Consider the following 12,059-nt stretch of genomic DNA (forward strand, 5'->3'; position numbering starts at 1 on the left):
TCTGTCCCGTGCCCGGCGCTCTGCCGTCGGGGAGGAACGGGGTCGGGTCGGCGGAGAAGCGCTCGAGCTTCGAGGCGCCCCAGCCCCAGGCCTGCGCGATCTTGGCGCCGACCGCAAACCCCTCCTCAGCATAAGCCGCGGCGGGTTCGACGATGTCGACGAGGTCCATCGAGCCGAACCGCGCGTGCAGCGTGAGATAGCCGTCGAGCGCGCCAGGGACCGTGACCGTCGCCGCCCCCGCCTGCGGCATCGCGAGGAAGCCGCTGGCTTTCAGGGCGTCCACGCTGAGCCGCGAGCCCGAGCGCCCGCTGCCGTTGGGGCCGTAGACCGCGCCGTCCCAGTAGGCGAGGATCATGCAGTCGCCGCCGAGCCCGTTCATCATCGGCTCGGCGACGTTGACCATCGCCGCCATGGCGAGCGCCGCGTCGACCGCATTGCCGCCCGCCTTGAGAATGTCCCGACCCGCCATCGCGGCGAGCGGCGTGCTGGAACAGGCCATCCCGGTCCTGGCGAAGACCGGGGCGCGCTCGGCGTTGAAGGGACGCATGGGCGACCTTCCGCCTATCGGGTGATGAACACGTCGCGGCGCGGGAACTTTTCGAAGATCGATGGGTTTTGGCCAAAATTGGTCGCAAGCGCGTCGACCACACGGCCCTCCGACTTCTCAAGCTCGAACTTGAAGGTTGGCAGCTCCTTGCCGGAGGCGAGGGGATCGGGAACGTTATTCTGGAAACTGACGTGGCCGCCTTCGGAGCTGACCGGAACGCCGAGATTGAACATGGCCCTTCCCCTCGCTTGGCGCGGCGAGCCCCGGTTCGCGCCCCGGGGTTGCGACGAATGGCCGCAGCATTTCCCATCTTGACGCTGTCGTCAATCGCGCCGGCGGCGGCCGAATAGATCATTGAACCTGCAGGGACCGGTCGTTTGACGGCTCTCTTACGAAAGACTGAAACGGCCCCATCGGTCGCCAACAGCTCCAACGCGTCCGCGATTTCCGGAAACTCTGGCAAGCCACTTGGCTGGCGATCCGGCGTCAGATCGCGACACCGACCGCGTCGCTCATCGGGCGCAGGTCCGACGGCGTCGACACCCCGGCCGTTGTGATGTAAGCCCTCTTTACATGAGCTGGAGCAAGGACGGACCCGGCGAGCGCGATGCGCCGCGCGGCTATCATCACGGAAATTTGCGCGAGGCGCTGATCGGCGCGGCGCTGGAACTGATCGCAAGGAAGGGAATCGCGGGATTCACTTTCGCGGAGGCCGCGCGCTTTGCCGGCGTCAGCCCGGGGGCGCCCTATCGCCACTTCCGCGACCGCGACGAACTTATGGCGAGTGTGGCGCTCCGCGGCTTCGAGCAGTTCGAGGCCGTGCTGGCGCGCGCCTGGAACGGCGGAAAACCCGATGCATTCAGCGCGTTGGACCGTCTCGGCAAGGCCTATCTCGAATTCGCTCGGGCCCAGCCGGCGCTCTACTCGGCGATGTTCGAAGGCGGCGTTCCCGTCGGCGCCAATCCCTCGCTGCGGGAAGCCAGTGATAGGGCTTTCGCGGTCTTGCGCGGCGCCGCCGAAAAGGTCTGCGCCGCAATGCCCGCCTCCGGCCGCCCGCCGGCCTTGATGGTCGCGCTGCACATCTGGGCGATGGCGCACGGCGTCGCCTCGCTTTTTGGGCGCGGCGATGGCGCGCAGCGCGCGATGCCGATGTCGCCGGCGGAGCTCCTGGAAGCGGACATGCTGGTCTATTTGCGAGGGCTCGGAGTGACCGAGGCGTGGCCCTGAGGGCCCCGAATGCCGCGCGGGCCCTGGTCGAGTCCTGGAAAATGAAGTTCGGCCTCGCGCCCGGCGCTCGTCGCGACCAGGATCGGAGAGCTGGGGCTTGACAACGGCGGCCGATGAAGTAAATGTTCATTACATTTACACGCGAGGACGCGCCATGCCAATCGTTCTGACAGTTTTGGGGTTTCTGTGGTGGTGGCCGCTGGGACTCCTCATTCTCGCCTTCCTGATCGCGCGAGGCCGGTTCGGCTGCTGGCGTCACCCGGCCTATGCATGGGATGGACCGATGTTCGACCGGGAGCACGCCAGGGACCACTGGGAGCGCAAGATGGCCCGCATGCAGGAAAAAATGGAACGCATCCGCGCCAGAATGGAGCGTGTCAGGAGCAGCCGCGACTGGTTCGGCCCGACTTCGAGCGGCAACCGCGCCTTTGACGATTATCGCGAGGAGACGCTGAAGCGCCTCGAAGACGAGCAGCGCGAGTTCAAGGATTTCCTGGCGCGCCTGCGCTTCGCCAAGGACCGCGCCGAGTTCGATCAGTTCATGGCCGAGCGGCGCCAGCGCCCCTCCGGGCCGGATACGCAAGCCGAGACGCCGCCGGCTGAACCGCGCTGAGGCTTGCGAGCCGACGTTGCGGATCGATGGACGCGGCCGCCGCGTCCATTCCGCGTCAAAGACTTGCGCCGACGCCGAGGGTCGCCAGCACCTTTAAGGCGTCCGCGATTTCCGGAAACTCCGGCGTTGTCGAAAAGCCATCGAGCGCCGGGCCGAGCACGGCGCGGGCGTCCGCGCCGCATCCCCTCGCGCGATGGAATATTGCCAGAGCGAGCGCGGCGCGGAGTTCGAAGCTGCGAGTCCTCTGATGGCGCGCGACGGCGATGGCGGCAAGGAACGCCTCCTCGACGGCCGGATCGGTGGAATCCTGCCCGAAAAGGATTTCGCCGCGCATGCGGTGGAGCTCCGCGTCGAACCAGCGCTGTCCGCTCCCTTCGAAGTCCTTCAGCGAACGGTCGAGCGTAGCCAGCGCGGCTGCCGCCTCGCCGTTCCGCGCCTCCGCTTCCGCTAGAGCCGCCCGGACGAGCGGCTGAAAGGCCCCGACGTCGCCCTGTCGAAGCAAGTCGGCAGCCCGCCGCATATTTGAAAGACCGATTTCGGGGGCGTTGGAGCCCAAGTCCACCCAGGCTTCGAGGAAGGCGCCGAAAGCGATCCACAGGGCGATCCCATGCTCACGCGCGACGCTGGACACCGCCTTGGCGAGAGGGGCCGCGCGATCGACATTCCGGGCGACGATCTCGAACATCGCGCAATGCATCAGGCCATAGGTCGAGGTCGCGAGATGGTTCAGTTTCACGATTCTGGCCGCCGTCGCCCCGGCGATCTGCCGGGCGCGATCGACCTCGCCGAGCGGCCAGAGCGCCATCGCCAGATAGATGGTTGCGGAAACGCCGACGTCCTGGCCGAAGCGGAAGGCGAGATCCCGATCCCGCTCCGGATCGAAAAGCGTCACCGCCTTTTCGAAATGCGCGCGTGCCTCGACGTAGTTCCCGGTGAACCATTGCGTCACGCCATAGGCGCGATGCGCCACACCCGCCTCGGGCGAGCCGGGCGATGACTCGACGTCCTGAAGGAAAGCCTCAGCCGGCCCGAGCATGCCCGGCAGGTCGCCATGCACGTAGCTTCCCGCCCAGAGCCCGTAGTTGGACGACAAGCGTGCGTCGACGTCGGCGGCGTCTGCGCCGAGCTCGTGCGCGCGCTTGAAAGCGGCGATGGTTTCAGGCGCCCCATGCCCGTGCGCGGCGATCATAGCGTTGCCGTAGGCGACCTGCAGCTTCAGCTTGGCGCCTGTTCGGTCCGCTTCCCCCGAGCCCTCAAGCGCCTCCACCATCTCGATCGCCTTGCCGAGATGCGCGATCGCCTCCTTGTAGGCCGAACGCCGAAGCGCGAGGTCGCCCGCCTTGCCCCAATATTCGATCGCGGGCGCGGTCAGGCCCGCCTGGGTGAAGTGATGGGCGAGAATTTCGGGCTCAGCCTCGACGATGTCGAAAAATTGCTCGCGCAACGTTTCGGCGATCTTTTGGTGCAGGATCTGCCGCCGGCTCTTGAGTAGGCTTCCGTAGGCGGTGTCCTGCACCAGGGCGTGTTTGAACGCATAGCGCGCGTCAGGCGGCGCGCCCTGGCGGAACACCAGCTCCGAGTCCTCCAGTTGGGTGAGCGCGGCGCGCAGCGCCGGCTCGTCGCGGCCGACGACGGCGCCCAGCAGGGCGTAGGCGAATTCGCGTCCAATCGCGGCGCCGATCTGCGCGATCTCCTTCACAGCGGCGAGGCGGTCGAGGCGGGCCATCAACGAATCTTGTAGCGTCGAGGGAATCGCCAGCGGCGGCAGCGGCCCGTCCAGGCGATAGCCGTCCGGCCCCTCGACGAGGAGGCCGGATTCCAGCACGTTCTTGGTCAGCTCCTCGACAAACAGCGGCACTCCGTCCGTCTTGGCGACGATCTGGGCAAGCACTTCCGCGGGGAGCTTTCGTCCGCCGGTGACGCGCTCGACCAGCGTCTCCGCCTGAACGCGATCGAGCCGGCCGAGCTTGACCGTCGCAATGTCGGGCGTGCCCGACCAGGGCGCATCGAACTCGGGACGGAAAGTGATCAGCAACAAAATCGGCAGCCGTCGAACCCGTTCGATCATCAGGTCGAGCACTTCGAGCGATGTGGCGTCGGCCCAATGCGCGTCCTCGAACAGGATCAACAGCGGCTTCCGCTTAGCCAGACCGGTCATCTGGTCGAGGAGCGCCGAAAAGGTGAGGCGGCGCTGCTGCGCGGGCGACAGGGTCAGCACGGGATAGCGTTTGCCGAGCGGAATCGAGAGCATCGATGCGATCAGCGGGACGTTCTCGTTCCGACGCTCGGACGCGAGGCCGAGCGCCCTTTCCAGCTTGTCGAGCTTGACTTCAGGCGGCTCCTGCGCGGCGATCCCCGCCGCCCGCTCGAATTGCAGCGCGAAGGGATGAAGCGCGCTGTCGCGATGATAGGGCGAGCACTGGTAGCGAAGCCGCGCGTGAGCCGTGTCCGCGACTTGCTCGGCGAGCCAGGCGGACAGGCGCGACTTGCCGATGCCCGCTTCGCCCGAGATCAGCACGGTCTGGCCTTCGCCGGCCCAGGCGCGGCGCTGGCGCGCGATCAGTTCGGCGCTCTCGGCCTCCCGCCCGACGAAGCCCGTGAGGCGCGCCGATTGCGCGGCGTCGAATCGGCTCTCGCTCTCAGACACGCAGAGGGCGGCATAGGCCTCGACCGGCTCGGCGAGGCCCTTGATCGCGTGTCGGCCCAGATCCTTCAGGCGGAACCGGTCGCCGATCAGCCGCCGGGTCGCCGAAGACAGGACAACGCCGCCCGGGTCGGCGAGGCCCTGCAGCCGCGCGGCGAGATTGGGCGTGTCGCCGACGATCACCTGCTCCTGCGCGGCGCCTTGGCCGACGATGTCGCCGGCGACGACGAGGCCGGTCGCGATCCCGATTCGTACGGCGAGCTTTTCGAGGGCGCGGGTCTGCAGTCGTCCCACCGCTTCGGCGATGTCCAGGGCCGCATGGACCGCGCGCGCAGCGTCGTCCTCGTGCGCGCGGGGAAAGCCGAAGGTCGCCAGAATCCCGTCGCCGAAGAATTTTGCCACGAACCCCTCATAGCGAGCCAGCCACGCCCGAGCAGGCGTCCTGATAGGCGTGGATGACCTGGCGCATGTCCTCGGGATCGAGCCGCGCCGACAGTGCGGTCGAGCCAACGAGGTCGCAGAACATCACGGTGAGCTGGCGCCGCTCCGCGGCGTCGGCGCTGGCCGGTGCGGCGGACGGGGCGTTCAGCGCCTCGATCGCGGACATCAGCTTGCGCCGATGGCCGACGGCGGCGACGCCGAGATCCTTGAGATCGTCGAGCGTCAGCTTCGGCAGCACCGCATTGTCGATATCGTTGTCGCGGAAGGCGGCCTCGTATTGCCCGAGGCCCAGCGCTCTGAGCCAGCTCCCGACGTCCATCCCAGCATCCTCAAACGGGCTGGGATGATGGTCTTACGACAGCACGATGTCCATAGCGTCGAACGGACGGCCGCCAGCCTTTGCGACGGCTTCGCCGGAATTGCGTACGTTGCCGACTGCGGGCGTAACGGCTCGGTTCCGCGGGAAGCGGCTAGACAGAAAAGCTCACCCCGCAGCCGCACGAGGCGACGGCGTTCGGGTTCTTGATCCGGAACGAATGGCCCATCAGGTCGTCGACGAAATCGACCTCCGAGCCCTTCATCATTTCGAGCGAGACAGGGTCGATCACCACCTTGGCCCCGTCGCGGACCGCGACGAAATCGTCGTCGGCGCGGGTCCGGTCGACATCGTAAGTATACTGGAAGCCCGAGCAGCCGCCGCCCTTGACCGAGATGCGCAGCGCCGCGCCCTCTTCGCCCTTGAGGATCGCGTTCAGCCTCTTGGCGGCGCTGGCGCTGATGGTGACGGCGTCGGAAACAGCGGCTTCGCTCATGCATGACCCTCCGGCGCGGCCCCGCGACATGGGGCGCCTTCAAGACTTCTTCCAGTTAAGATATGCAGCGCAGCGGAAAGCGCAACGCCGGGGAGTTCGATGGCCAATTCCGTCGGGGGAAGCCCTCGCGCGCCGTATGCCGCCGATCCGGCGGGCGCGCGACGCCTCGTCGCCGAGCCGTCGTCGCCGACCCGCACCGAATTCCAGCGCGACCGCGACCGCATCGTCCATTCGACCGCCTTCCGCCGCCTCGCCCACAAGACCCAGGTGTTCGTCCATCACGAGGGCGACCATTTCCGCACCCGGCTCACCCACACGATCGAGGTGGCGCAGATCGCCCGGGCGCTCGCCCGCGCGCTTCACCTCGACGACGACCTCGCCGAGACGGTCGCGCTCGGCCACGACCTTGGCCACACGCCGTTCGGCCACACCGGCGAGAAGGCGCTCGACGCCTGCATGGCCGGCCATGGCGGCTTCGACCACAACAGCCACGCGCTCCGCATTGTCACCGCGATCGAGCGCCGCTACGCCGAGTTCGACGGCCTCAACCTGACGCAGACGACGCTCGCCGGGCTCGCCAAGCACAACGGCCCGCTCATCGACGCCGCGGGGCGGCCCACGGCGCGCTATCGCGCGCGCGGCGTCCCGGAGGCGATTCTGGACTGCGACCGGCGCCAGCCGCTCGACCTCGCCCTCCACGCCAGTCTGGAGGCGCAGGCTGCGGCGCTCGCCGACGACATCGCCTACGACGCCCATGACATCGACGACGGCCTCCGGGCCGGCCTCTTCACCCTGGCCGACATTCGCGCGGTTCCGTTTGTCGCCGGCGTCGTCGCCGAGATCGAGGACCGCCATCCCGGGCTGGAGGCGCCGCGCCTCATTCACGAGTTGACCCGCCGCGTGATCACCCGGTTCATCGAGGATGCGATGGGCGAAAGCCGGCGGCGGATCGCCGAGGCCGGCGTCGCGAGCCCGGAGGCCGTCTGGACGGCGGGCAGGGCGCTCGTCGGACATTCCGCGCCGTTCGAGGCCGCCGACCGGGAGCTCAAGGCGTTCCTCTTCGCCCACATGTATCGCCATCCCCAGGTGCAGGCGGTGCGGGAAAAGGCCGACGCCATCGTGCGCCGGCTGTTCTGCGCCTATATGACCGATCCGACCGCGATGCCGCCCGACTGGGCGGCCATGGCCGGCGCGGGCGACCGGGCGCGGGCGGTCGCCGACTACATCGCCGGAATGACCGATCGCTTCGCCGTCCACGAGCACGCCCGGCTTTTTGACGGCCCGACCGACTTGCGCTAGACGCGCGCTGCTGGCTTTCAGAGCGGAGCGTCGGGCGCTTCGGCCCCTGTAGACGCGGTCGCTGACGCCGCGTCCGCCGCGCTCAAGCCAAGCGCGGCTACAACAGGTCGGCTCGCGCGGCCACTAGGTCCGATCGACATAACGGTAGCAGGAATGAATGTTTTTGCCGATTTCCAGGCGCGAGTCGTAGCGCTGATTGCGAAGCGCATCGGCGCGGACGAGCTTCCGCAAGGCCTCGACCTGGGCCGCTTCGTCGTCGAGCCGCCGCGGGACGCCGCCCACGGCGACCTCTCGACCAATGCAGCGATGGTTTACGCGAAAGAGGCGAAGGCCTCGGGCCTCAATCCGCGCGCGCTCGCCGAGCGACTCGCCGCCGACCTTGCCGCCGAGCCAGACGTCGCCAAGGCGGAGGTCGCCGGACCCGGATTCATCAATATCGTCTTGAAACCGGAGGTTTACGAGAAGGTCCTGCGGGCCGTTCTCAACGAGGGCGCGGCGTTCGGCGCGGGCGAGAGGGGCGTGGCCGGCCGGGTCAACGTCGAATATGTCAGCGCCAATCCGACCGGTCCGATGCATGTCGGCCACGCGCGCGGCGCCGTGTTCGGCGACGCGCTGTCGAGCCTTCTAGACTTCGCCGGACGGGAGGCGACGCGGGAATATTACATCAACGACGCCGGCGCCCAGGTGAACGTGCTCGCGCGCTCGGTGTATCTGCGCTACCGCGAGGCGCTCGGCGAGAACATCGGCGCGATCCCCGAGGGCCTCTATCCCGGCGACTATTTGAAGCCGGTCGGGGAAGGGCTGAAGGCCGAGTTCGGGCGGGGGCTCAGCGACATGCCGGAAGCCGAATGGCTGCCGCTTGTCCGCCAGCGCGCCATCGACGCCATGATGGCGCTGATTCGCGACGATCTCGCCGCGCTCAACATCACCCACGAGGTATTCGCCTCGGAGCGCGAGCTCACCGGCCTCGACGGCGGCCCGGATCGGGTCAAGGAGGCGATCGAGACGCTGCGCGCCAAGGGCCTGATCTACGAAGGCCGCCTCCCGCCGCCGAAGGGCGCGCCGGCCGACGACTGGGAGGACCGGGAGCAGACCCTGTTCCGCTCGACGGGTTTCGGGGACGACGTCGACCGCCCGCTGATCAAGTCGGACGGCAGCTACACCTATTTCGCCAGCGACATCGCCTATCACAAGACCAAGATCGACCGCGGCTATCTGACGCTGGTCGACGTCTGGGGCGCCGACCACGGCGGCTACGTCCGGCGCATGCAGGCGGCGGTCGCGGCGCTCTCGGACAACACGGCAAGACTCGAGGTGCGCCTGTGCCAGCTCGTGCGCTTGATGCGGGCCGGCGAGCAGGTCAAAATGTCCAAGCGGTCCGGCGATTTCGTGACGCTTCGTGAGGTCGTGGACGAAGTCGGGCCGGACGCTGTGCGCTTCATCATGCTGATGCGCAAGAACGACGCGCCGATCGATTTCGACCTCGCCAAGGTGATTGAGCAGAGCCAGGACAATCCGGTCTTCTACGTCCAGTACGCCCACGCCCGGGCATGCAGCGTGCTGCGCCAGGGCCATGCGGCCTTCCCCGACCTCGACCTTTCCCCTGCCGCGCTCGCCGGCGCCGACGCCGCGCTGCTGACAGACGAGGGCGAACGGGACCTGATGCGCGTCATGGCGCAGTACCCGCGCATGGTGCTGCAGGCGGCCGAGGCGCATGAGCCGCACCGCATCGCCTTTTATGCCCACGAACTGGCGACCCGCTTCCATGCCCACTGGAATCGCGGCAAGGACCTGAGGGATTTGCGTTTCGTTAAGGAAACCGATCAAAGCTTGTCATATGCCCGAATGGGCTTAGTGGCTGCAGTCGGCCTTGTTTTGGCCTCTGCGCTGTCAATCTTGGGGGTTAGCGCCCCCCAAGAAATGCGTTAGTGGATGCGTACAACTGTTGTCGCGCATGAGGCGCGAGGGTCGCGTCCCCGATTGACGAGGGCGATATGAGCGTTTCCGGGTCACGAGCGGTTTTCGACATCGACCTTGAGGAGTTTGAGAGGCGGCTGCGCGCCGCAGGGACGCCGTCCGCCGGCGTTGAGGATCCGCTGGCCGAGCTTGCCCGGCTGGTTGACGCCTCGCGGCCGAAAACTGCCGGCGCGGCAGTCGCCCGGCCGACGGTCGCGGCGCCTGCGCCCGCGGTCACTGCGCCGCCGCCCCATCCGCCGGCGCCGCTCCATCCGCCGGCGCCTCCCACGCCTCCGGCGACCACTCCCCCTGCGGAGTTCGAGGAACTCGAGGACGGCGCCCTGAGGGGCGCGTTGGACGACGCGGAGGATCACGAGCCGGGCTTCGCAGAGGCCGCCGATGCGTTCGAGGAGGAGCCCGCGCCGGAGGTCGAGCCTGACCCGGTCCGCGCGGCCCTTGCGCCGGCGCCGCGACGGCCGCGACGCTGGCTCTTGACGGTTTCGGCGCTCGTCGTGGCCGGCGTCGCGATGATCGGCGCCGTTTTCGCGCTCAGGGGCGGCGGTCTTCTGCCGGGGCTGCCGAAGACGCCGCCATTCATCGCCGCCGCGCAGGGGCCGACCAAGGTGCAGCCGCCGAGCGACGAAACCGTTGCGACTTCGAACGATTCCGGCGCGAACCTGCTCAAGGACAACACGCAGCCCAACAAGGTCAAGGTCGTCAGCAACGAGGAGCAGCCGGTCGATCTGATCGCCCAGACGGCGCAGCCTCCGGCCTCGCCGACGCCGGCGCCGGCCGCGGCGACTGACGCCTCCGGCGCCCCGGTGGTGCGCGGGACGGTCGACACGCCGGTCGTCGTCGCGCCGCAGCCGGCGCAGCCCGCCGCCTCGCCGTTCCCGGAGCCGAAGCCGGTCAGGACAATCTCCCTGCGCCCCGATGGCACGCCGATTCCGGCTTCGGTTGCGGATGCGCAGGCGAGCCCGCCGCCGCAGTCCTCGCCCGCGCCGGAGCCGCCGAAGCCTGCGGCCAAACCCGCCAAGACGACCGCAGAGGCCGGTGCCGCCCAGGCGTCGACGCCGAAGATCGACCTGCCGACGAAGCTGTCCCCGCCGAAATCCTCGGCGCGCGTCGTGGTCGCGAAGACTGACACGACGGCGCCCGCCGCGGCCGAGGAGGCGCCGGCCGGGCCGGCGCCCGCCAAACCGGAGAAGCCGGTAAGGGGCAAAACCCAGGAGGCGGCCGCCGAGCCCGCAGCGCCGGCCGCCGCGGAGCCCGCCGCGACGTCGCCGGGCGGCTGGGCCGTCCAGCTTGCCGCGCCCGGGTCCGAGTCCGAAGCCAATAGCGTGGCGTCGAAGCTCAACCAGAAATACGCGTCCGCGCTCGGCGGATCAGCGCTCGGCGTCCACAAGGCGACCTCCAAGAGCGGCGAAACGATCTACAGGGTGCGCGCGACCGGCCTTTCCAAGGCCGACGCCGCAGCGCTCTGCGCCCGGATCAAGGGCGACGGCGGCGACTGCTTCGTGGCGAAGTGAGGCGCCTGATGCCGTGCGATTGGCGTCCCCACCCCCCTTGTGGGGGCGGGACAGGGTTGGGGGTCGCGCCAGCGTCTGACTGATCGGAGTTCTCGCGACCCGAGAGGGGTTCGCGCCGAAACAGGTCGGAAATGCACGGTGCGGGCCCCCTCCTGTTTCCTCAACCACAAGGGGGGAGGAGTGCGCGTTCTGTCCAAAGGGCGCGTGAGCAACCGAGTCGTTCCATTGGCTAAGGGCCTTGGCGCCGGTCCGCACGCCCTCCAGCCCTGACGGAGCTTCGATGCCGAACGCCTTCATTGCGGGTTGCGCCGGTCTCACGCTGAGTCCTTTCGAGCGGGGGTTCCTGAGGGATGCCGACCCGTGGGGCCTCATCCTGTTCAAGCGCAATGTCGCCGACCGTGACCAGCTTCGCGCGCTGACACGGGACTTCCGCGACTGCGTCGGCCGCGCCGACGCGCCCGTGCTCGTCGATCAGGAGGGCGGCCGCGTTCAGCGGATGGCGCCCCCGGCCTGGCCCGCCTATCCGGCCGCCGGGTCCATCGGCGCCCTCGAGCCCGATCTGGCCGCGGCCACGGCCCGGCTGATCGGCCGCCTGATCGCCCATGACCTCAACGAAGTCGGCGTCACCGTCGACTGTGCGCCGGTGCTCGACGTCGCCGAACCGGGGACCCATGCGGTCATCGGCGCCCGCGCCTGGTCCGAGGACCCGGAGCGCGTCGCCGCCCTCGGCCGGGCCTTCGCCGAGGGCCTCATCGCGGGCGGCGTCGCGCCGGTGATCAAGCACATTCCCGGCCATGGCCGGGCGCGGGCCGACAGCCATCACCAATTGCCGGCGGTCGATGCGTCGCGCGAGGCGCTCGAACGCGATTTCGCGCCGTTCAGGGCGCTAGCCGACCTGCCGATGGCGATGACAGCCCATGTGGTCTTCCAGCCGATCGATCCCGACCGTCCGGCCACCGCCTCGCCCGCGGTCGTGGACGGGATCATGCGC

General features: G+C 68.8%; 11 protein-coding genes. 6 read left to right on the forward strand and 5 right to left on the reverse strand.

What is annotated here, in order from left to right; all coding sequences use genetic code 11:
• Positions 1-547, reverse strand: a 547-nt coding sequence (locus tag ACLP25_RS31495) for a gamma-glutamyltransferase (protein WP_442473018.1), incomplete at its 3' end; no start/stop codon positions are given.
• 14 nt (positions 548-561) lie between these two features.
• Positions 562-780, reverse strand: a complete 219-nt coding sequence (locus ACLP25_RS31500) for a hypothetical protein (RefSeq protein WP_442473019.1) — start codon at positions 778-780, stop codon at positions 562-564.
• A gap of 340 nt (positions 781-1,120) precedes the next feature.
• On the opposite strand from ACLP25_RS31500, the gene ACLP25_RS31505 reads away from it, so the two are divergent.
• Both ACLP25_RS31505 and ACLP25_RS31510 read left to right on the forward strand, forming a co-directional pair.
• On the forward strand, positions 1,121-1,774 hold the full coding sequence (locus ACLP25_RS31505) for a TetR/AcrR family transcriptional regulator (RefSeq protein WP_442473020.1): 654 nt from the start codon (positions 1,121-1,123) through the stop codon (positions 1,772-1,774).
• Positions 1,775-1,871: 97 nt separating this feature from the next.
• Positions 1,872-2,387 (forward strand): DUF2852 domain-containing protein, encoded by a 516-nt coding sequence (locus ACLP25_RS31510; protein WP_442473021.1) that lies wholly within the window; start codon positions 1,872-1,874, stop codon positions 2,385-2,387.
• A gap of 55 nt (positions 2,388-2,442) precedes the next feature.
• Here the strand turns inward: ACLP25_RS31510 and ACLP25_RS31515 are convergent, their stop codons facing one another.
• The 3 genes from ACLP25_RS31515 to ACLP25_RS31525 all read right to left on the reverse strand — a co-directional run bounded on the left by ACLP25_RS31515 (position 2,443) and on the right by ACLP25_RS31525 (position 6,284).
• The gene (locus ACLP25_RS31515; protein ID WP_442473022.1) at positions 2,443-5,433 is read right to left on the reverse strand and encodes an AAA family ATPase; all 2,991 of its coding nucleotides are present in this window, start codon (positions 5,431-5,433) and stop codon (positions 2,443-2,445) included.
• 7 nt (positions 5,434-5,440) lie between these two features.
• Entirely contained in the window at positions 5,441-5,791 is a 351-nt protein-coding gene (locus ACLP25_RS31520; protein ID WP_442473023.1) for a hypothetical protein, read from the reverse strand.
• A gap of 151 nt (positions 5,792-5,942) precedes the next feature.
• A complete protein-coding gene (locus tag ACLP25_RS31525) occupies positions 5,943-6,284 on the reverse strand; it encodes a HesB/IscA family protein (protein WP_442473024.1) in 342 nt (113 codons plus the stop codon).
• A 99-nt stretch (positions 6,285-6,383) separates the two neighbouring features.
• Between ACLP25_RS31525 and ACLP25_RS31530 the strand changes: the two genes are divergently transcribed.
• From ACLP25_RS31530 to ACLP25_RS31545, 4 genes are all read left to right on the forward strand, one after another.
• Complete coding sequence (locus tag ACLP25_RS31530; RefSeq protein ID WP_442473025.1) at positions 6,384-7,583, forward strand: deoxyguanosinetriphosphate triphosphohydrolase; 1,200 nt, start codon at positions 6,384-6,386, stop codon at positions 7,581-7,583.
• A gap of 153 nt (positions 7,584-7,736) precedes the next feature.
• The gene (argS, locus tag ACLP25_RS31535) at positions 7,737-9,512 is read left to right on the forward strand and encodes an arginine--tRNA ligase (RefSeq protein WP_442473026.1); all 1,776 of its coding nucleotides are present in this window, start codon (positions 7,737-7,739) and stop codon (positions 9,510-9,512) included.
• Positions 9,513-9,577: 65 nt separating this feature from the next.
• Positions 9,578-11,068 carry an SPOR domain-containing protein gene (locus ACLP25_RS31540; protein WP_442473027.1) on the forward strand — a complete coding sequence of 497 codons (1,491 nt, stop codon included), beginning with the start codon at positions 9,578-9,580 and terminating at the stop codon, positions 11,066-11,068.
• A gap of 280 nt (positions 11,069-11,348) precedes the next feature.
• A partial coding sequence (locus ACLP25_RS31545) for a glycoside hydrolase family 3 N-terminal domain-containing protein (protein ID WP_442473028.1) occupies positions 11,349-12,059 on the forward strand: 711 nt, incomplete at its 3' end.

The sequence above is a fragment of the Roseiarcus sp. genome (assembly GCF_052145395.1).
Classification (GTDB): Bacteria; Pseudomonadota; Alphaproteobacteria; order Rhizobiales; family Beijerinckiaceae; genus Roseiarcus.

Excerpts from the sequence above, each read along its gene's own strand:
- ACLP25_RS31500 (WP_442473019.1), bottom strand. The coding sequence starts at position 780 with ATGTTCAATCTCGGCGTTCCGGTCAGCTCCGAAGGCGGCCACGTCAGT.
- ACLP25_RS31505 (WP_442473020.1), top strand. The coding sequence starts at position 1,121 with ATGAGCTGGAGCAAGGACGGACCCGGCGAGCGCGATGCGCCGCGCGGC.
- ACLP25_RS31520 (WP_442473023.1), bottom strand. The coding sequence starts at position 5,791 with ATGGACGTCGGGAGCTGGCTCAGAGCGCTGGGCCTCGGGCAATACGAG.
- ACLP25_RS31525 (WP_442473024.1), bottom strand. The coding sequence starts at position 6,284 with ATGAGCGAAGCCGCTGTTTCCGACGCCGTCACCATCAGCGCCAGCGCC.
- ACLP25_RS31530 (WP_442473025.1), top strand. The coding sequence starts at position 6,384 with ATGGCCAATTCCGTCGGGGGAAGCCCTCGCGCGCCGTATGCCGCCGAT.
- argS (WP_442473026.1), top strand. The coding sequence starts at position 7,737 with ATGAATGTTTTTGCCGATTTCCAGGCGCGAGTCGTAGCGCTGATTGCG.
- ACLP25_RS31540 (WP_442473027.1), top strand. The coding sequence starts at position 9,578 with ATGAGCGTTTCCGGGTCACGAGCGGTTTTCGACATCGACCTTGAGGAG.